General features: G+C 61.2%; 19 protein-coding genes. 12 read left to right on the top strand and 7 right to left on the bottom strand.

All coding sequences use genetic code 11. The features are described from left to right. Position 1 precedes the first annotated feature (1 nt). The 3 genes from AAIS01_RS20735 to AAIS01_RS20725 are packed head-to-tail and all read left to right on the top strand — an operon-like array spanning position 2 to position 3,411. On the top strand, positions 2-1,435 hold the full coding sequence (locus tag AAIS01_RS20735; RefSeq protein ID WP_343470502.1) for a TadA family conjugal transfer-associated ATPase: 1,434 nt from the start codon (positions 2-4) through the stop codon (positions 1,433-1,435). After that, positions 1,432-2,418 (top strand): type II secretion system F family protein, encoded by a 987-nt coding sequence (locus tag AAIS01_RS20730; protein WP_186657474.1) that lies wholly within the window; start codon positions 1,432-1,434, stop codon positions 2,416-2,418. The genes AAIS01_RS20735 and AAIS01_RS20730 overlap by 4 nt, the downstream gene beginning before the upstream one ends. 27 nt (positions 2,419-2,445) lie before the next feature. Then, complete coding sequence (locus AAIS01_RS20725) at positions 2,446-3,411, top strand: type II secretion system F family protein (protein WP_343470501.1); 966 nt, start codon at positions 2,446-2,448, stop codon at positions 3,409-3,411. Between the two features lie 517 nt (positions 3,412-3,928). Here AAIS01_RS20725 and AAIS01_RS20720 read toward each other — a convergent pair. From AAIS01_RS20720 to AAIS01_RS20705, 4 genes are all read right to left on the bottom strand, one after another. Continuing rightward, positions 3,929-4,198: a DUF3613 domain-containing protein gene (locus tag AAIS01_RS20720; RefSeq protein WP_343470500.1), complete on the bottom strand. Its 270-nt coding sequence runs from the start codon at positions 4,196-4,198 to the stop codon at positions 3,929-3,931. A gap of 22 nt (positions 4,199-4,220) precedes the next feature. Further along, positions 4,221-4,931 carry a tetratricopeptide repeat protein gene (locus tag AAIS01_RS20715; RefSeq protein ID WP_343470499.1) on the bottom strand — a complete coding sequence of 237 codons (711 nt, stop codon included), beginning with the start codon at positions 4,929-4,931 and terminating at the stop codon, positions 4,221-4,223. 56 nt (positions 4,932-4,987) lie between these two features. Next, entirely contained in the window at positions 4,988-6,211 is a 1,224-nt protein-coding gene (locus AAIS01_RS20710) for a type II and III secretion system protein family protein (RefSeq protein WP_092458696.1), read from the bottom strand. 409 nt (positions 6,212-6,620) lie between these two features. Continuing rightward, on the bottom strand, positions 6,621-7,259 hold the full coding sequence (locus tag AAIS01_RS20705) for a LysE family translocator (RefSeq protein ID WP_343470497.1): 639 nt from the start codon (positions 7,257-7,259) through the stop codon (positions 6,621-6,623). 162 nt (positions 7,260-7,421) lie between these two features. Here AAIS01_RS20705 and AAIS01_RS20700 point away from each other — a divergent pair, with 162 nt between their 5' ends. Beyond that, positions 7,422-8,378, top strand: a complete 957-nt coding sequence (locus tag AAIS01_RS20700; RefSeq protein ID WP_343470496.1) for a LysR family transcriptional regulator — start codon at positions 7,422-7,424, stop codon at positions 8,376-8,378. 31 nt (positions 8,379-8,409) lie between these two features. On the opposite strand, the gene AAIS01_RS20695 is transcribed toward AAIS01_RS20700, so the two are convergent. Both AAIS01_RS20695 and AAIS01_RS20690 read right to left on the bottom strand, forming a co-directional pair. After that, a complete protein-coding gene (locus tag AAIS01_RS20695; protein WP_047228173.1) occupies positions 8,410-8,817 on the bottom strand; it encodes a PA2817 family protein in 408 nt (135 codons plus the stop codon). An 87-nt stretch (positions 8,818-8,904) separates the two neighbouring features. Then, on the bottom strand, positions 8,905-11,352 hold the full coding sequence (locus AAIS01_RS20690; protein ID WP_343470495.1) for an acyl-CoA dehydrogenase: 2,448 nt from the start codon (positions 11,350-11,352) through the stop codon (positions 8,905-8,907). A 366-nt stretch (positions 11,353-11,718) separates the two neighbouring features. Between AAIS01_RS20690 and AAIS01_RS20685 the strand changes: the two genes are divergently transcribed. From AAIS01_RS20685 to AAIS01_RS20670, 4 genes are all read left to right on the top strand, one after another. Then, entirely contained in the window at positions 11,719-12,378 is a 660-nt protein-coding gene (locus tag AAIS01_RS20685) for a transglutaminase-like domain-containing protein (protein ID WP_343470494.1), read from the top strand. A 45-nt stretch (positions 12,379-12,423) separates the two neighbouring features. Then, complete coding sequence (locus AAIS01_RS20680) at positions 12,424-13,047, top strand: glutathione S-transferase family protein (RefSeq protein WP_343470493.1); 624 nt, start codon at positions 12,424-12,426, stop codon at positions 13,045-13,047. Positions 13,048-13,180: 133 nt separating this feature from the next. Then, complete coding sequence (locus AAIS01_RS20675; protein WP_343470492.1) at positions 13,181-14,113, top strand: ABC transporter ATP-binding protein; 933 nt, start codon at positions 13,181-13,183, stop codon at positions 14,111-14,113. Then, positions 14,110-14,889 (top strand): ABC transporter permease, encoded by a 780-nt coding sequence (locus AAIS01_RS20670; protein WP_092400071.1) that lies wholly within the window; start codon positions 14,110-14,112, stop codon positions 14,887-14,889. The genes AAIS01_RS20675 and AAIS01_RS20670 overlap by 4 nt, the downstream gene beginning before the upstream one ends. A 166-nt stretch (positions 14,890-15,055) precedes the next feature. Here AAIS01_RS20670 and AAIS01_RS20665 read toward each other — a convergent pair whose 3' ends face one another. Further along, a complete protein-coding gene (locus tag AAIS01_RS20665; protein WP_092400069.1) occupies positions 15,056-15,571 on the bottom strand; it encodes a DUF2062 domain-containing protein in 516 nt (171 codons plus the stop codon). A 145-nt stretch (positions 15,572-15,716) separates the two neighbouring features. On the opposite strand from AAIS01_RS20665, the gene AAIS01_RS20660 reads away from it, so the two are divergent. The 4 genes from AAIS01_RS20660 (at position 15,717) to lpxK (ending at position 20,130) form a co-directional block, all read left to right on the top strand. Further along, on the top strand, positions 15,717-17,963 hold the full coding sequence (locus AAIS01_RS20660; protein ID WP_343470491.1) for a DNA internalization-related competence protein ComEC/Rec2: 2,247 nt from the start codon (positions 15,717-15,719) through the stop codon (positions 17,961-17,963). Positions 17,964-18,059: 96 nt separating this feature from the next. Beyond that, entirely contained in the window at positions 18,060-18,695 is a 636-nt protein-coding gene (locus tag AAIS01_RS20655; RefSeq protein WP_177513903.1) for a MotA/TolQ/ExbB proton channel family protein, read from the top strand. Continuing rightward, a complete protein-coding gene (locus AAIS01_RS20650; protein WP_343470490.1) occupies positions 18,692-19,120 on the top strand; it encodes an ExbD/TolR family protein in 429 nt (142 codons plus the stop codon). The genes AAIS01_RS20655 and AAIS01_RS20650 overlap by 4 nt, the downstream gene beginning before the upstream one ends. Further along, positions 19,120-20,130 (top strand): tetraacyldisaccharide 4'-kinase, encoded by a 1,011-nt coding sequence (gene lpxK, locus AAIS01_RS20645; RefSeq protein WP_343470489.1) that lies wholly within the window; start codon positions 19,120-19,122, stop codon positions 20,128-20,130. The genes AAIS01_RS20650 and lpxK overlap by 1 nt, the downstream gene beginning before the upstream one ends. Positions 20,131-20,147: the final 17 nt, after the last annotated feature.

Genomic DNA, 20,147 nt, shown 5'->3' with positions numbered 1-20,147 from the left:
CATGATCAGCGACTTCCGCAACCGCTTGCGTAAACAGCCCGGTAAACCAACCGTTGCTTTGGCCGGCGACAGCCTGCCGGATCCGACAGACGCATTGATGGCCTGGGAGCATGCCATCCCCGACGTGCTCTACGAAACTCGAAGCCAAGTGACCCCGGTGGAGGCCCAGTGGCGAGAAAAAATCTACCAGCAACTGCTCAAGGTCATGGACCTGTCCTTGCTCGACTCCCTCGAGCAGGCCGAAGCCACGAGACAGATACGCGATATCTGCCAGCGTCTGCTCGATGAGCATTCGGCGCCGGTAAGCTCGGCCAGCCGTCAGTTGATCATCAAGCAGATCACCGACGAAGTGCTCGGGCTGGGGCCTTTGGAACCGTTGCTGGCCGACCATAGCGTGTCCGATATCCTGGTCAACGGTTTCGCCTCGGTCTATGTCGAACGCTTCGGCAAGCTGCAAAGAACCGATGTGCGCTTTCGCGACGACCAGCATTTGCTGAACATCATTGACCGTATCGTTTCCAGCCTGGGGCGGCGCATCGATGAGTCGTCACCCCTGGTGGATGCCCGGCTCAAGGACGGCTCGCGGGTCAACGCAATCATCCCGCCCCTGGCCATCGACGGTCCGAGCATGTCGATCCGGCGCTTCGCGGTGGACCTGCTCAACACCGACAGCCTGATCCAGGTGGGCACCATGACCCCGGCCATTGCCTTGTTGCTCAAGGCGATTGTCCGTGGGCGCTTGAACGTGCTGATTTCCGGTGGCACCGGCAGCGGCAAGACCACCATGCTCAATGTGCTGTCCAGTTTCATCCCTCACAACGAACGTATTGTCACCATTGAGGATTCGGCCGAACTGCAACTGCAGCAACCTCACGTGGTACGCCTGGAAACCCGGCCTTCGAACATCGAGGGGCGCGGCGAGGTGAGCCAGCGGGAATTGGTGCGCAACAGCCTGCGGATGCGTCCGGACCGCATTGTCATCGGCGAAGTGCGTGGCGCCGAAGCGCTGGACATGCTCACCGCCATGAACACCGGCCACGACGGCTCCCTGACCACGATCCACGCCAATACCGCGCGTGATGCCTTGGGGCGAATCGAGAACATGGTGTCGATGACCGGCGCGACGTTTCCGATCAAGGCCATGCGTCAACAAATTGCCTCTGCCATCGATGTGGTGATCCAACTGGAGCGTCAAGAAGACGGCAAACGACGTGTTGTGAGCATGCAGGAGATCAACGGCATGGAAGGGGAGATCATCACCATGACCGAAATCTTCTCTTTTACGCGCCAAGGCATCGGGGAAAACGGCGAGGTGCTGGGGGATTATCGCCCCAGCGGCATGATCCCGGCCTTTCGCGACGTGTTGGCCAGGCGCGGCATCGAGTTGCCGCTGACCCTGTTCCGCCCTGAGTGGATGGAGGCTCGGTCGTCATGAACAACATCCCCAGCGAGTTCATCCTGATTTTTCTTGCCATGGTGTTCATCGCCGTCTTCCTCCTGTCCCAGGGGGTGGTGGTGCCGGTGTTCGGCGAGGCCGGAAAAATGCGCAAGCGCATCCGAGGGCGCCTGCATGTGCTGGAGAAAGCCAACCATCTGCCCAACATGCAGACCGTGTTGCGGCAGAAGTACCTGACGCGCTTGTCGCCCCTGGAAGCTCGGCTTGAACAGTTGCCGTTCATGGCCAACCTGACCCAGCTGATCGAGCAGGCCGGCCACGAGTACCGGGCCTATCGGGTGATGATGCTCGGCCTGGCTCTGGGCGTGGCGGCCGGTGCCGTGGTGCTGATGTTCTGGCCGGTATGGTGGGTGGCGCTGCTGGTGGCCTCTGTGGTCACCTGGTTGCCGGTGCTGAAAATCATGCGCGATCGCAGCAAGCGTTTCGCCGCCTTCGAGGAAGGTTTGCCGGACGCGCTGGACGCCATGTGCCGGGCCTTGCGCGCCGGGCACCCGTTCAACGAAACCCTGCGTCTGGTCGCCGAGGAGCACAAGGGGCCGGTCGCCCAGGAGTTCGGGATGACCTTCGCCGACATCAACTATGGCAACGATGTACGCCGGGCCATGCTCGGCCTGTTGGAGCGCATGCCGAGCATGACGGTGATGATGCTGGTGACCTCCATACTTATCCACCGCGAAACCGGCGGCAATCTGACCGAAGTGCTGGAGCGCCTGAGCCGCTTGATCCGCGGGCGCTTCCGCTTCCAGCGCAAGATCCGCACCTTGTCGGCGGAAGGGCGCATGTCGGCCTGGGTGCTGGTGGCGATCCCCTTCGTGCTGGCGATCGCCATCGTGCTCACCAGCCCCAGCTACATGCCGGTGCTGATCAATGATCCTATAGGGCACAAGCTGATCATGTTCGCGTTCGGCGCCATGTTGTTGGGGATTCTCTGGATACGAAAAATCATCCGGATCCAGGTTTAAGCGCCCTTGCGGCGAGAGGTATCAGTCATGGATTTTCTGCTCGGGTTGTTCAGTCGGTTTGCCGGAAGCGAAGAAATGGCACGGCTGTTGTTCATCGCCGTGATCGGCCTCAGTACGGTACTGGCGGTCGTCGCCATGATCCTGCTGATGCTCGGCCTGCAGGACCCGGTGCAACGGCGTCTGGCGCTGATCAAACGGGGGTATTCCGGGAGTGCGCAAGGGCGGGAGGCGCCAGGTAACCTGCAACTCTTGCTGGAGCGGGTCGGCCAGCGTTTCGCCGCGACTGACCCGGCCCAGGCCAGCGCCACCCTGACCCTGCTCACCCACGCCGGCTACCGTTCCGCGTCGGCGGTGCAGATGTATTGGGCCGTGCGGCTGATGCTGCCGTTGTTGCTGCTTGGCGTTACGTTACTGCTGCTGCCGCTGATCAAGGTGTCCTTGATGGTCGGTTTGCTGGTGGCGACCTTGATGGCGGGTATCGGATGGCTGCTGCCGGCGCTGTACGTCGGCAAGCGCAAGCAGGCACGACAAGCGCGGCTGCGGGCGGCATTTCCCGATGCGCTGGACCTGATGGTGGTGTGCGTCGAGTCAGGCCTGGCCCTGCCCACCACCATAGAGCGGGTGGCGGAAGAGATGTCGGTCAGCCAGGTTGAGCTGGCCGAAGAGCTGGCCTTGGTGAACGCGCAGATCCGCGCGGGTATCACCAGCACCGACGCGCTCAAGCAACTGGCCCTGCGCACCGGCCTGGAGGATATCCAGGGTCTGGTCAGCCTGCTGGCCCAGAGCATTCGCTTCGGTACCAGCGTGGCCGACACCCTGCGTATCTACGCCGATGAGTTCCGTGACCGGCGCACCCAGGCGGCCGAGGAAATGGGGGCCAAAATCGGCACCAAGCTGATCTTTCCGCTGATCTTCTGCCTCTGGCCAAGTTTCTTCCTGGTCGCCATCGGCCCGGCCATGATCGGCGTGTTCAGGGCCTTTGGAAATATGTAGAGGGACATACGGTCCCGGTTGTACAAGCCTGTGGCGAGGGAGCTTGCTCCCGCTCGAGCAGCGTAGCGGCCCCGGTTTGCGGCTGCTGCGCACCCGAGCGGGAGTAAGCTCCCTCGCCACGATAGTGACAGCCTGACAGCCAACACTTAGCCAGGCACACAAGGGTTATCACCTGACAGCCAACACACCGCCGGGCACACAAAGATCGTCACCTGAACGTCCATCCCCAACCGAACACCAACTCCGTGGCGAGGGGATTGATCCTCATTGGGCCGCTTAGCGGTCCTGGAAACCAGGATTTGGCGTGTCATTCATTGGCCGGACCCGCGCGAGACTCAGTTGAATGGGGAGTTGCCGGAGGGCGGCGCAACCCAGCGGGGATAGATCCCTTCGCCACAAACAGGCGCGTTCAGCTTGATGCAAGACAGAGCAAAAGATCGCAGCCTTCGACAAGGCCTACATCGGATCGGATGTAGGTATTGGCGAAGGCTGCGATCTTTTGTTTTTCCACTGTGTTTCAGTTGCTGCTGGTGATTTCCCCACCCGAGTCCTGTTCGAAGAATTCCGGGATCGGGTAATTGAAGCTATTGAGCCAGCGCTGCATGGCCAATTCCCGTTCGGTGGCCGAGGCGGTTTGCAGGTGGGTTGAGGCCACCACCCCGCGAATCTGCAGCTGCATCCAGCTTTCCGTGCCCTGTTGCGCAGCCGAAGAGGGGCCAGGTTCAATGGCCCAGGCGGGGGTGGACAGGCAAGTCATGCACACGATCAACAGTTGTCTGGTTTTCATCTCTTGGACTCCTCGTAAGGCGCTACTTGACCGCATCGGATGAGGCGTCGGCCACATCGCCCAAACGGTTCACGGGGGATGTCGCCCCGGTAGGGGCCGAGCCTCTGATTTTTTCCGCTCGGGCTTGAGCATCCGCCACTTGTTTGGGGCTCAGGTTGGCCATGTTTGCCAGTTCGGCGGCCTGCTTCCAGTTGTCCTGGTAAATCAGCAGCGTCACCATGTTGAAGGCGGCCAGTGAGTCGGACTGTCTGAGCTCCATGGCGGTCATGAACTCGAAGCGGGCTTCAGGGATCCGTCGCTGATTGAGATAGACAACTCCCAGGTCATTGCGGATTTTTCCTTCGGTGGGGGACATTTTCACAGCGCGCTCAAGGTGTTCAGTGGCGCCAGCATGATCCTGTCTGGCGGCAGCCAACTGCCCGAGGCCATGCTCGCCATCAGCGGCCAGGCAAGTGCCGAGCAGGCTCTGGTACAACGGCTCTGCCTCGTTCCGTCCCATCAGGCGCAGCACGCGCGCCTTGCGCAGGCGGACCTGGACCAGATCCTGCGGCAGACCTTCGAGGTTCGCCAAGCTTGCATACAAACGTCCGTCATTGGCCATGTCATCAGCCAGATTCAGCGCCAGTTCCTGATCGGAGCCGGGCTTGGCGCAACTGGTCGGGCGTGAAGCCACGCCGTTGCTGGCGCAGCCGACCAGCAGCACCGTTGCAGCTATCGCGATCACCGCTTTCATTGAATGCCCCCTCGTATCAGGTTGAACACGTGGACGACTGCACTTCAGGCGCCGGCTCATTGGGACAGCCCGTTACGGTTGTCGAACTCGCCGTTTTCAAGGAAGTACATGCGGTAGAAGTTCGGGTCGTAATTGCGCAGCTGTTCGCCCGGCAACGTCGGCAGTTGTGCGTCGGCGGCCAACGGTTGGACCAGATGCGGCGTGACGATCATCAGCAGCTCGCGTTCTTCGCGATTGATGGAATTATCGCGAAAGAACGCACCGAGAATCGGAACATCACCCAGCCCCGGTAATTTGTTCACCTGAGAGGCATTACGCGTGCTGATCAGGCCGCTGATGACAAAGCTTTCGCCATCGGCCAGGGCAATACTGGTATCGGTACGGCGGACGGTGAGCGCCGGAACCAGTGTGCCGGCGATGTTCACCGCGTTGGTGAAATCCAGCTCACTGACTTCCGGTGCGACCTTGAGCATGATGCGGTTGGTTCCGACGACGGTGGGCGTCAAGGTCAGACGGATACCGAATTCCTTGTACTCGATGGACACGTTGTCGCTGCCGGCACTGGGCACCGGGATTGGCACTTCGCCGCCGGCCAGGAAGCTCGCGCTCTGCCCGCTCAGGGCCACCAGGCTCGGCCGCGCCAGGGTGTAGGCAAAGCCACTGCCTTCCAGCGCATTGATCATCAGCAGGGTTTGTCCGGTGGCAAAGGACAGGTTGAACATGTCGTTGTTGACCGGCAACGAAGGCCGCACCACGCCACCGATGGTGGGCAGGGTTCTCGGCGCGCCGAACAGGAAGTTGCCACGGCTGCCGAAAATAGAGGTCGAAGCTTCCTTGAGCTTGGTCCGACTGACTTCGACGAAACGGATGTCGGTTTGCACCTGGGCGAGCAGCATAGGGTCTTCGGAGGGCACGCTCGCTGCGCTGGTCAGTGCCGCAGTGGCTCTGCCTTTGACGAAAATCATGCTCTGGCGCGGGTTTTTTGAGCAGGCCGTCCAGACCATCAGGCTGGTAGCGCCGGGCGCCAGACCTGTAAGAATAAAGGCGTCGCTACCGCTGGGTTGCACGTCGGCAATTTTCGGGTCACCCACCGCCAGTTTCGTCACGGGGGCCAGGATACGCAATTCATTCTGAAGCCCTTGGCCAACCTCGAAGGTCGCTGGCAAATTATCCAACTGAGAACAGTTTGCCGTTGCGGCCTGGGCCGCTTCCAGGCCAAGGCCGATCCAGAACAGGCCATGCATCAATTGCTTTAACGCGGGCGGGGTACGATAGCTCATGAAGTGATCCTCGACAGAGAGGCCGTCCCTAGGCTTAACAAATGCCTCGGATCACTTAAGGGGCCCGGGCTGCCCCCTTGTATTGCACCAGACCATTGAGCGGCGGCGGTGACTGCCTCGTCGCTACAAGCGAGCGAGCGCATCCCACCGGCCTGACTGAATGGCAGGCAGCTTTCGAAAAAACTTTTTGAGCCCCGCGGTACCGGGGTGACGAGCAGGGTGACCGGTGTTGATCGGGTCGCCCTAGGGGTGATTTATTCACCGTCGTGCCCGCTTCTTTTTGAAGGTAGTTCATGCATGGCAAAGCGCCACGCCATAAACAAAAAAAACGACTAAAAAGTGACGGGAGGGGAATTCTCGGTAAAGTCGCCGTCAATAATTTGTCTTTTGTTTGATTTTGAGGGCGTGTTTACAGGGACAGGATCAACCGTCCGGCAAAAAGAATCAGGATCACGCCCATGCTCCGTTCGAACCAATGTCCCATGCGCATAAACACTTCCCGCACTCGATCGCTGGAAAAAAACAACGCGACGAGGACAAACCACAGTGCATTCACCAGGCACATCCACAGCCCGTACAACGCCTGGATCTGCAGCGGTGTGGTGGTGCTGATCAGCGTGGTGAAGATGGCCAGGAAAAACAGCGTGGCTTTCGGGTTGGTGGCGTTGGTCAGAAACCCGATGACAAACGCTTTGAATGGCGTTTGCCCAGCAGTGTCTTGATCGTTGCTGTGTACGCCTTCAAGCGTGGATTTGGGTTGGCTGCGCAGCAGGCTGACCCCCAGGTAAAGAATGTAGGCACCCCCCACCACCTTGGCGACCATCAGTAACCAGGGGAAGGCGTGCATCAGCGCACCCACGCCGAGCAGGGTGTAGATCACATGCACCGAGATGCCGGCGCCTATGCCCAATGCTGTGCAGATCCCGACCCAGCGGCCGAAACGAACGCTTTGGCGGATCGTCACGGCGAAATCAGGGCCGGGTGCGACCACCGCAAGAAAGTGGACGGTGGCCAGGGCCAGGAATTCGCCAAGGTAGCTCGATAGCATTTCAACTCCGAACGGTCAGGGCGAGGTATCGCGGCGATGACCGATAAAAAAGATAAAAGGCTCAGGCGCGGATATTCCATACCCGCATCGGAATGTGGGCGGGATTATAAGTTGTGTCGTAATGGGTGATAATCCGGTGAAATTTCATAGGGCTTTTGCACCATGAGCACAAATCAGTCACTGGCCTTGCTCGCCGAAATGGCCATTTTCGTCAAGGTCGTGGAGACCGGCAGTTTCTCCGAAGCGGCCAGGCAGTCAGGCTTGTCACCGTCGGCTGTCAGCCGAAGCATCTCGCGTCTGGAAAAAGCCTTGGCCACCCGCTTGCTGCAACGCACCACGCGCAAGCTGCGCTTGAGCGATGGCGGGGAGGAAGTGTTCAAGCGTTGTCGGGAGATGGTCGCCGCCGCCCGCTCGGTGATGGAAATCAGCGGCCAGTTCACCCATGAAGCCGAAGGGCGGATCCGGGTCAGCGTGCCCAAGGCGGTAGGGCGTTTTGTCATTCATCCCCACATCCCCGAATTCTTGCGTCGTTACCCCAAGGTCGATGTGGAATTGCTGCTGGAAGATCGGCAGGTCGATCTGATCGACGATCACGTTGACCTGGCTCTGCGGATCACCGACCAGCCGCCGGTCGGGCTGGTGGGCCGTCAGTTGTTGACCATTGACCACCTGCTTTGCGCCACGCCGCGCTACTTGGCCGAACACGGCATCCCCGAGCATCCCCACGACCTGTTGGAGCACAGCTGCATCTACCTGGGAGAAACCCCACACGACGCTCGCTGGAAATTCAGGAAAGGCACCCGGTCCGTCACCGTCGGTGTGCGTGGACGCTATGCCGCCAATCATACGGGCGTGCGGCTGGAGGCTGTCTTGCAGCACATTGGCATCGGCAGCTTGCCGTACTTCACGGCCCGTCATGCGCTGGAGCAAGGTCTGATCGTACAGGTGCTGGCGGATTGGACGTTCCTGGCCTCCTACCAGGGTGGGTTGTGGCTGCTGCATTCGCCAACCCGCTACCTGCCGCCGAAGTTGCGGGTGTTCATTGATTATCTGGTGGAGTGCCTGGAGAAAGAGCCCACCTTGAATGGGGCGGGCCACAAAAAAGGCCCGCCGGATTAACCGTGCGGGCCTTGGCATGAACTGACCGCAATCAGTGCTTGCTGTCCTGATCCGACATCGCCAGCAATTGCTTTTCCTGGTTCCAGTCGAAGGGTTCGTCGTTTTGCTCGGCTTCGAAACGACGCTCTTCCAGAGCCTGATACAAGGCGATTTCTTCGTCGGGCATGTAATGCAGGCAGTCACCGGCGAAGTACCACAGCAGGTCGCGAGGCACCAGGTGGGCGATCTGTGGATAACGCACGATCACCTGGCACATCAGGTCCTGGCCCAGGTACTGGCTTTCGATCGGATCAACGGGCAGTTGCGCGCGCAATTCGTCGAAGCGCTCCAGAAACAGGGCATGGCTTTCTTCGGGAACCTGGTCTGCCTCACCCACGGCGACCAGGATGCTGCGCAAGTGGTCAAGCAAGACAAGGTGATCGGCAACGACGTTGGACACGAGATAAGTCCTCAAGAGCAAAACGGGCGCAGGAGTATAAAGCGCTTGCGCCCGTTTTTACATGGCAGAAGCACAGGGTCGCCAGGATCAGCGGACCTTGTCCTCGGCAAGCGTGAGTTCCTCCTTGTCGAAATCATCCACGTCGATCACTTTACGTCGGGCCGCTTCGGCCTCGCGCAGGGTCTGGGCCTCGCCGGCCTGTAGCACGCCAGCTTCGAGGGCCGCGTCGATGACCTGTTCGCCAGGGGCGGGGTTGAGCTGACCCTGTTTGAGCGCGCCATGCAGTTTCTTGTGCAGCGGATGAGCCGCGGCCAGCAGGTCGCAAGCGTGCTGCAGCGCACCCACCGGATCGTCGACCGATTGCGGGCGATAGCAACCCTGCAGCAGCTCCTCGAGGGTCGGGTCGCCCTTGCCCCGGCCGATCACTGCAGCCACTTCAGCGTCCAGCCTGTCGCTCGGACCTTTGTGGCGGCGGCCGAAGGGGAATACCACCCCGCGCAACAAACCACCCAGCACCCGGTTCGGGAAGTTGTCCAGCAGTTCGTCCAGGGCCCGCTCAGCCTGGCCCAGGCTTTCTTCCATGGCCCAGGTGAACAGCGGTTCCATATGGTCCGGCGAGTCCAGATCGTGGTAACGCTTGAGCGCGGCGGAGGCGAGGTAGAGGTTGCTCAATACATCCCCAAGGCGCGCCGACAAGCGTTCGCGACGTTTGAGTTCGCCGCCCAGCAGCATCATGCTCAGGTCCGCCAGCAGGGCGAATGCCGCTGCCTGCCGGTTGAGCGCGCGGAAATAACCCTGGCTCAAGGCGTTGCCGGGGGCTCTTTCGAAACGCCCCAGGCCCAGGTTCAGCACCAGGGTGCTGGCGGCGTTGCTGATGGCAAAACCGATGTGTTTGAGCAGCAACCCATCGAATTCGATCAGCGCCTGGTCTTTGTCTTCTCGCGTGGCCAAGGCCATTTCCTTGAGCACGAACGGGTGACAGCGAATCGCACCCTGGCCAAAGATCATCAGGTTGCGTGACAGGATGTTCGCGCCCTCGACCGTGATGAAGATCGGTGCACCTTGCCAACTACGCCCCAAGTAGTTGTTTGGCCCCATGATGATGCCCTTGCCGCCATGCACGTCCATGGCGTGGCTGATGCATTCGCGACCGCGCTCGGTCAGGTGGTATTTGAGGATCGCCGACAGGACCGAAGGTTTTTCTCCCAGGTCCACCGCGTTGGCGGTCAGCATGCGGGCGGCGTCCATCATCCAGGCATTGCCACCGATACGGGCCATGGCCTCCTGAATGCCTTCGAAGGCCGACAATGGCACGTTGAACTGCTCGCGTACCTGGCTGTACTGGCCGGTCACCAGGCTGGTGAACTTCGCCGCCCCGGTGCCCACTGCCGGGAGGGAAATCGACCGGCCGACCGACAGGCAGTTCATCAGCATCATCCAGCCCTTGCCGAGCATGGGCTGGCCGCCGATGAGAAAGTCCAGCGGGATGAACACGTCCTTGCCCCAGTTCGGTCCGTTCATGAACGCGGCGCCCAGGGGCAGGTGACGACGGCCGATATTGACGCCAGGGGTGTCGGTGGGAATCAGGGCGAGGCTGATGCCCAGGTCTTCTTCATCGCCCAGCAGGTGATCGGGGTCATAGGCCTTGAAGGCCAGGCCGAGAAGGGTGGCCACCGGTCCCAGGGTGATGTAGCGCTTTTCCCAGTTCAGGCGCAGGCCCAGGGTTTCCTGACCTTCCCATTCGCCCTTGCAGATGATGCCGGTGTCGGGCATCGCCCCGGCGTCGGACCCCGCCAACGGCCCGGTCAGGGCGAAGCAGGGGATATCGTCGCCACGGGCCAGCCGTGGCAGGTAGTGGTTGCGTTGCTCGTCGGTGCCGTAGTGCAGCAGCAGTTCGGCCGGGCCGAGGGAGTTGGGGACCATCACGGTGGAAGCCAGATCGCCGCTACGGGTGGCCAGTTTCATCGCCACCTGGGAGTGGGCATAGGCGGAGAAGCCCTTGCCTCCATATTCCTTGGGGATGATGAGTGCGAAGAACCCGTGCTCCTTGATGTGTGCCCAGGCGGCGGGTGGCAGGTCCATGGCCTGGCCGATCTGCCAGTCGCTGACCATGGCGCAGAGTGCTTCGGTGGGGCCGTCGAGGAAAGCCTGTTCCTCCTCGCTCAGTTGCACCTTGGGGTAGGCCAGCAGCGTATCCCAGTCCGGCCGGCCACTGAACAGTTCACCGTCCCACCACACCGTACCGGCGTCGATGGCGTCGCGCTCGGTTTCTGACATGGGAGGCAGGGTCTTCTGGAACCAGTTGAACATCGGCGCGCTGAAATACTTGCGGCGCAGGTCCGGCAGCAGCAGTGGTGCCGCGACGGCGGCGAGCACGACCCAGAGGATCAGCATCAGCCAACCGGGGGCGGGACTGAAGAGGTTCATGGCCAGCAGGTAGACCGCGATGATTCCCAGCGCGGGCAGTGGGGCGGTGCGCCGATGCGCCAGCCAGGCTTTCCCGACGACCAGAACCAGTATCCACAACAACAGCATATGTAATCCTCCGTGAACCAGGGCAAAACCGACCCTCAGAGCTTAGACGGCATCTGCAAAACCGGCGGTCGGCGCGATGTGATTGATTTCGTGGGAAACCTTGGATGCATTGCGCCAGTCTGGTTGGCAACAGCCGTGGGAAATCGTTCGTTAACAAAGTGAGAAAGCGCCATTGTTTGGCCGGAATGCCGTTATCGCTGGGCGAGGGCTGTGGATAAACTCGTGGCAGGCTCTCCTGTAGGAGCTGCCGAAGGCTGCGATTTCGGTCTTTCGCTCAGGGATTCAATTGTCTGGGGAAAGATCGCAGTCTCGTTGCACTCGACAGCGCCTACCAGACGGTGATGTTTCTCCAGAGGCCTTCCATTTATGCAGCAATACCTGAAACCCGGCCGCTTCATCGACAGTGATCACCCGGCGGTCATTGAGTTCGCCGAAACCCATCGCAGCGCCAGCCTCGATCCGGTCGAGCAGGCAATCAGCCTGTATTACGCGGTGCGCGAGGCCGTGCGCTACAACCCCTACACTTTCAGCCGCGATCCGCAGACCCTGCGTGGCAGTTACGCCCTGGCCCGTGGGGAAAGCTACTGCGTGCCCAAGGCGACCTTGCTGGCCGCCGGCGCCCGTCATTGTGGTATTCCGGCGCGCATCGGTCTGGCGGATGTGCGCAATCACTTGTCCACTGCGCGCCTGCTGGAATTGCTCAAGAGTGATGTGTTCGCCATGCACGGTTATACCGAGCTCTACCTGAACGAGCGCTGGGTCAAGGCCACGCCGGCCTTCAATCAAGGGTTGTGTGAGTTGTTCGATGTGGCACCCCTGGAGTTCGATGGCCTCCAAGACAGCGTTTTTCACCCGTTCAATCGCCAGGGCGCCAAGCTGATGGAGTACGTCACCGATCACGGCCAATTCGCCGATGTGCCCGAAGCGTTCTTCTTCGAGCACCTGGAAAAATGCTACCCGCACCTGTTCGGCGAGCAACTGCCGCCTCTGCTTGGCGACATGCAGGGCGATTTGAGTCGCGGCTGATCCGGCGTATGCTGCTGCGGCATTTATCCATCGGAGCAAGCCGTGATGCTGAAGATCTGGGGTCGGAAAAACTCATCGAATGTGCGCAAGGCGCTGTGGTGCGCCGAAGAACTGGGGCTGGCCTACGAGACCATTGACGCCGGGGGGGCGTTCGGCGTGGTGGACACGCCCGAGTATCGCGCCAAGAACCCCAACGGTCGCGTCCCGATGATCGAGGACGACGGTTTTGTGCTTTGGGAGTCCAACACCATCGTGCGTTATCTGGCGTCTTGCCATGCTCCGGCTTCAGCCTGGTATCCGGCCGATCCCCAGGCGCGGGCCAGGGCTGAAAAATGGATGGACTGGACCACTTCCTCGTTTGCCGATCCGTTTCGTACCGTATTCTGGGGTGTCTTGCGCACCCCCGCCGAGCAGCAGGACTGGGCGGCCATCCATGCGGCGATCGAGGTCTGCGATGGCTTGTTGGCGATGGCAGACCAGACGTTGAGCGAGCAACCCTACCTCTCGGGGGATGAGATCGGCATGGGCGATATTCCCTTGGGCAGTTTCATTTATGCCTGGTTCGAGATGCCCATCGAGCGGGCTGCGCTGCCTCATCTGCAGGCCTGGTACGCCCGGCTGCAGCAGCGTCCGGCGTATCGCAAGGCGGTCATGACCGCGTTGACTTAATACTTACTATCGACACGCTTGACTGTACTTGTGCGGCGACGCCACGCACCATTGCCTTCGTGCGCCGTGGTTGTATTGCTCGCCGTGCGCCCTTATCTAATTGTTTCTTCCCCTTCTTGGTGCGTAATCCGATATGAGTTCCGCTCTGTCCATCCGGCAGCTAACCAAAACCTACGGCAACGGTTTCCAGGCCTTGAGTGGTATCGATCTGGACGTCGCCGAAGGTGATTTTTTCGCCTTGCTCGGCCCCAATGGTGCCGGCAAATCCACCACCATCGGCATTCTTTCCACCCTGGTGAACAAGACCAGCGGCACGGTGAATATCTTCGGTCATGACCTGGACCGTGAGCCCGCCGCGCTCAAGCGCTGCATCGGCGTGGTGCCCCAGGAGTTCAATTTCAACCAGTTCGAAAAGACCTTCGACATCGTCGTGACCCAGGCGGGTTACTACGGTATTCCGCCGAAGATCGCCAATGAGCGCGCCGAAAAGTATCTGACGCAATTGGGGTTGTGGGACAAGCGCGATGTGCCGTCCCGTTCATTGTCCGGCGGCATGAAGCGGCGCCTGATGATTGCCCGGGCCCTGGTTCATGAGCCGCGCCTGCTGATTCTCGACGAGCCGACCGCGGGCGTCGACATCGAACTGCGTCGGTCGATGTGGACCTTTCTGACCGAGCTGAACCAGAAGGGCATCACCATCATCCTCACCACCCATTACCTGGAAGAGGCCGAGCAGCTGTGCCGCAACATCGGCATCATCGACCACGGCACCATTGTCGAGAACACCAGCATGCGACAGTTGCTCAGCCAACTGCATGTGGAGACGTTCCTGCTGGACCTGAAGAACGATCTGAAGATCGCACCGCAACTGATCGGCTATCCGGCCCGTCTGGTGGACCATCACACCCTGGAGGTCCAGGTGGATAAAGCCGTCGGTATTACTGGATTGTTCAGCCAGTTGGCGCTGCAAAACATTGAAGTGCAGAGCTTGCGCAACAAAACCAATCGCCTTGAGGAGTTGTTCGTGTCCCTGGTGGAGAAAAATCTGGCGAAGGTGGCGGTATGAGTTCCGAATTGCGACCCAACCTCATCGCCCTCAACACCATCGTTTATCGCGAAGTCCGCCGCTTCATGCGGATTTGGCCGCAGACCCTGCTGCCACCGGCCATCACCATGGTTTTGTACTTCGTGATTTTCGGCAACCTGATTGGCCGGCAAATCGGCGACATGGGCGGTTTCACGTACATGGACTACATCGTGCCAGGGCTGATCATGATGTCGGTGATCACCAATTCCTACGGCAACGTGGTCTCGAGTTTCTTTGGCAGCAAGTTCCAGCGTTCGATCGAGGAACTGATGGTCTCGCCGGTTTCGCCCCATACGATCCTGATCGGCTACACCCTGGGCGGTGTATTGCGGGGGTTGGCAGTGGGCTTGATCGTGACCTTGCTGTCGCTGTTCTTCACCGATCTGCAGGTGCACCATTTGGGCGTGACGATATTGGTGGTGGTGCTCACCGCCACGATCTTTTCGCTGTTGGGGTTCATCAATGCCGTGTTTGCGCGCAACTTCGATGACATCTCCATCATCCCGACGTTCGTGCTCACGCCACTGACTTACCTGGGCGGAGTGTTCTACTCGATCTCCCTGCTGCCACCGTTCTGGCAGACCGTGTCCCTGGCCAACCCGGTGCTGCACATGGTCAATGCGTTTCGCTACGGCATTCTTGGGGTGTCGGACATCAGGATCAGCATCGCCATCACCTTCATGCTGGTGGCAACCCTGGTGCTCTATGTGGGGTGTGCGCGGTTACTGGTCAGTGGGCGGGGGATGCGTACTTAAGTAAGACCGTGTCGCCTTCTTCGCGAGCAAGCCCGCTCCCACACTGCTCCAAGGCGGTCGCACAATTTATTGTTCACCGCACGTCCTGTGGGAGCGGGCTTGCTCGCGAAGAGGCGAGCAAGAACACCGCAAAAAGGCCTCCATTCAGTGGAGGCCTTTTGGTTTCTCACATCCGGCTTTTCTTGCGCCGTTTCCATTGCCGCGCCACCCACCAGCGCCAATAGATCATGGTCATGAAATAGGCCAGGGCGCCCAGCACCAGACCCGTCACCACCGAACCCAGCAGAAACGGCCGCCACAAGGTAGACAACTGGTTGGTGATCCATTCCCAGGTCAGCTCTTCCGGCAACGTGCGGGCAGGCACATCCATCAACCAGGCCCCGGTCTGGTAAGTGCAGAAAAACACGGCGGGCATGGTGATGGGGTTGGTCAGCCAGACCAGGCTCACCGCAATCGGTATGTTGCCGCGCACCGTGATGGCCAGCGCCGCGGCGAGCAGCATCTGCAAAGGAATCGGCAAAAAGGCAGCGAACAGACCAACGGCCATGGCGCGTGCCACTGAGTGTCGGTTGAGGTGCCAGAGGTTGGGGTCGTGCAGCAAGGAACCGAGAAAACGTAAGGACTTATGTTCCCGAATACTCGCTGGGTCAGGCATGTAACGTTTGAAAAGGCGCCGGGGCATAAGGCTTCTCGGTCGGTTCAAAGCGGTGAGGCCGCAAGTATGTCCGCATTCTACGGCGGACTGATTCAGACTTTGTGACAATTGTTAACGCGCACCGTGCCGCAAACCGGCTATGCCTGAACAGAAGACTCTCAAGGACAGGCTTATGCGCACAGGGATGGTCGCGCTTGCACTCGGGCTGTTGACCCCGGTTTTTTGCCCGGCGCTGCCGCCGCTGTGGCTGATTGCGGTCATGCCTGTGCTGGCGCTGATGGTGTTGCCGTTTCGAACTCATCCGCTGGGTTTCTTCCTGATCGGGCTGGCTTGGGCCTGTCTGTCGGCGCAACTGGCCCTGGACGACCGGTTGTCTGCCGCACTGGACGGAGAAACCCGCTGGGTCGAAGGGCGCGTCGTCGGTTTGCCGCAATATAACGAAGGTGTGGTGCGCTTCGAACTGGCCGATGCCCATTCCCGCCGAACACGGCTGCCGTCGTCGATGCGCCTGGCCTGGTTCGGTGGACCGCCCGTCAGCAGCGGCGAACGATGGCGATTGGCGGTGAAGCTCAAACGCCCAGCCGGACTGCGCAACCCCCATGGCTTCGATTACCAGGCCTGGCTGTTGAGTCGGGGCATCGGCGCGACCGGCACGGTCAAGGACGGTCATTTGCAGCAACCCGCCCAAGGTGCTTGGCGCGACGGCGTGCGTCAGGCGCTGTCGCAAGTCGACGCCCAGGGCCGTTCCGGGGCGCTGGCGGCATTGGTCCTGGGGGATGGCGCCGGGCTGAGTCGTGATGACTGGCAAGTACTGCAGGACACCGGCACGGTCCATCTGCTGGTGATCTCCGGGCAGCACATCGGTCTGCTTGCCGCACTGATGTACCTGCTGGTGGCTGGGGCGGCGCGTTATGGCGTGTGGCCGGCGCGTCTGCCGTGGTTGCCCTGGGCCTGCGCGTTGGCCTTCGTCGCGGCCCTGGGCTACGGTTTGCTCGCTGGCTTCGAAGTACCGGTGCGGCGCGCCTGCGCGATGATCGGCCTGGTGCTGCTGTGGCGTTTGCGTTACCGGCACCCCGACCCCTGGTGGGCGTGGCTGCTGGCTTTCAATGGGGTGCTGGTGTTCGATCCATTGGCCAGCCTGCGGCCGGGGTTCTGGCTGTCGTTCGCTGCGGTGGCGATCCTGATGTTTACTTTCGGCGCACGCTTGGGACCCTGGCGCTGGTGGCAAACCTGGACCCGTGCTCAATGGCTGGTGGCAGTCGGACTCTGTCCGATATTGCTGATATTAGGTTTGCCGATCAGCCTTAGCGGGCCTCTGGTGAACCTGGTGGCGGTGCCTTGGGTCAGCCTGCTGGTGTTGCCGCCAGCGCTGCTCGGTACAGCATTGCTGCCGGTGCCGTTCGTGGGTGAAGGGCTGCTTTGGATCGCCGGCGGGCTGCTCGATCTGCTATTCAAGGGGCTGGCGGTGGTGGCCGGGCGAATACCGGCATGGGTTCCGGCAGCTATCCCCGTATGGGCAGGGTGCATGGCCGCTCTTGGGGCTTTATTACTGCTGTTGCCCAAAGGCGTGCCGCTGCGGGTACTGGGATGGCCCATGTTGCTGCTGGTGGTTTTTCCTCCGCGCGAGGAAGTGCTCCCCGGGCAAGCCGAAATCTGGCAACTGGACGTGGGCCAAGGGTTGGCGGTGCTGGTACGCACCCGTCGCCACGCCTTGCTCTACGACGCGGGGCCGCGCTTCGGCGAGGCCGACGCCGGGGAGCGCGTGGTGCTGCCCACCTTGCGCAAGCTGGGCGTAACCGGGTTGGACCTGATGCTGCTCAGCCATGCCGACGCCGATCACGCCGGAGGCGCCCAAGCGGTGCGCAACGGGTTGCCAACGATTCGGGTGGTCAGTGGAGACCCGGTCGCGTTGCCTGCCACTTTGCAGGCAGAGGCGTGCGACAGTGGCGCGCGCTGGGAGTGGGACGGGGTCAGGTTCGAGCTGTGGCAATGGTCATCCGCCCTTGAAAGCAACCAGCGATCCTGCGTTCTGCTGGTCGAAGCGGGCGGTGAGCGGTTGTTGCTCACCGGAGACATCGATAGCCATGCCGAGCGCGCGTTGCTCGACGGGCCTCTGGCGGTGCCGGTCCAGTGGCTGGCGGCGCCCCATCACGGTAGCCGCAGTTCATCGTCGATGTTGCTGCTGTCACGGCTCAGACCCCATTCGGTGTTGATCTCCCGAGGCCAGGGCAATGCGTTCGGTCATCCTCATCCCCAGGTCATGGCTCGCTATCGCCGCTTGGGCATGGCGATCTACGACAGTGCCGAACAGGGTGCCATTCGTCTGCAACTGGGGGCCTTTGAACCACCGAGCCTGCAGGCAGGCCAACGGCGATACTGGCGCGACCCGCCGTTTGCGGGACCAAGGGCGCAACCTTGACCCGGGTCATCGTCCATGACGGTGTAATCGGCGGGGCGGGTCTGCAAGGTGCGTCTGTATGATAAAGTGGCGCACTTTTTCGAGGGGGCTGTCACTGTGTGGGAATTGGTCAAATCCGGCGGCTGGATGATGTTGCCGATCATTCTGAGTTCCATCGTGGCACTGGGAATCGTTGCCGAACGCCTGTGGACCCTGCGGGCCAGCCGGGTGACCCCGGAGCATCTGCTCGGGCAGGTCTGGGTCTGGATCAAAGACAAGAAACTGAACAAGGATCGGCTCAAGGAACTGCGGGCCAGTTCACCACTGGGTGAAATCCTCGCCGCGGGCTTGGCAAACTCCAAGCATGGTCGCGAGATCATGAAGGAGTGCATCGAAGAAGCCGCCGCCCGGGTCATCCATGAGCTGGAACGCTACATCAATGCCCTGGGCACCATTGCCGCCATGGCCCCGTTGCTGGGCCTGCTCGGCACCGTGCTGGGCATGATCGACATTTTCAGTTCCTTCACCGGCGCAGGCATGACCGCCAATGCCTCGGTGCTGGCAGGGGGGATTTCCAAGGCCTTGATCACCACGGCCGCCGGGTTGATGGTGGGGATTCCTTCGGTGTTTTTCCATCGCTTCCTGCAACGGCGCATCGATGAGCTGGTGGTGGGCATGGAGCAGGAAGCCATCAAGCTGGTCGAGGTGGTGCAAGGCGACCGTGACGTGGACCTGGCCGAGGGCAAGAAGTGAAATTCCGCCGCAAACCACGGGAAACCGTCGAGATCAACCTCGCGTCGCTGATTGACGTGGTGTTCATCCTGCTGCTGTTTTTCGTCGTGACCACTACCTTCACCCGGGAAACCCAACTCAAGGTGGAGCTGCCGGAAGCGGTCAGCGGCTCGCCTGCCGAAGACCAGCAACTCAAGAACCTGGAAGTCACGATCAGTGCCGAAGGGACGTTTTCGGTGAACAATCAGTTGCTGCCCAAGAGCGACCTGGCGAGCCTGATCGATGCGCTGCAAAAGGAGTCCGGCGGCGACACCAGCCTACCGTTGTCCATCAGCGCCGACGGCAAGACCCCTCATCAATCTGTCATCACCGCCATGGACGCGGCCGGCAAGCTCGGCTTCAGCCATCTGCGCATGACCACCGTCGAGGCGGCGCCGACACCCTGATGGCCATGTCTGATCGATTGCTTGCCGCCTGGTACGAAGGTCACCCGGCCCTGACGCTGTTGCGGCCACTGGAGTGGTTGTACCGGCGGGTGGTGATGGGCAAACGCGAGCGTTTTTTGGCGGGCGAGGGCGATGTCTACCAACCGCCCGTGCCGCTGGTGGTGGTGGGCAACATCACAGTGGGCGGTACCGGCAAGACGCCGTTGATCCTGTGGATGATCCAGCATTGCCAGCGCAGTGGCCTGCGGGTCGGCGTGGTGAGCCGGGGTTATGGCGCTAAACCACCCCATCTGCCGTGGCGAGTCGAGGCCGGGCAGGGCGCCGACGTCGCGGGCGACGAGCCTCTGCTGATTGTCCAGCGCACCGGCGTGCCGTTGGTGATCGATCCGGATCGCAGTCGGGCGGTGCGGGCGCTGCTGGAGGCTCAACCGCTGGATCTGATCCTGTCCGACGACGGCATGCAACATTACCGCCTGGCGCGGGATCTGGAGTTGGTGCTGATCGACAACGCCCGGGGCCTGGGCAACCGGCGTTGTCTGCCTGCCGGTCCGCTGCGGGAACCCGTGGAGCGTCTGCAAACGGTCGATGCCGTGCTGTACAACGGCGCCAGCGCCGACCGCGAAGACGGCTATGCCTTCGAGTTGCGTCCCACAGCCCTGGTGAACCTGGCCAGCGGCGAACGGCGGCCACTCGACCATTTTCCGCCCGGCCAGACCCTGCATGCCGTGGCCGGCATCGGCAATCCCGGGCGTTTCTTCAAGACCCTCGAAACGCTACACTGGCGTCCCATACCGCACGGGTTTGCCGACCACGCCCAATACAGCGCTCAAGCGTTGAGTTTCACGCCGTCGCTGCCGGTGGTCATGACGGAAAAGGACGCGGTCAAATGCCGTGCCTTTGCCGCCCCCGACTGGTGGTACCTGGCGGTGGACGCCGCGCCGTCGCCAGCTTTCGCGGACTGGTTCGACACCCAGTTGATGCGCCTGTTGCCGGATCGGCTTTTGCCCTAAAACATCTATCCAGGGAA

This window comes from Pseudomonas halotolerans (assembly GCF_039581215.1).
GTDB lineage: Bacteria > Pseudomonadota > Gammaproteobacteria > Pseudomonadales > Pseudomonadaceae > Aquipseudomonas > Aquipseudomonas tehranensis.
This window is presented reverse-complemented; position numbering and strand designations above follow the sequence as displayed.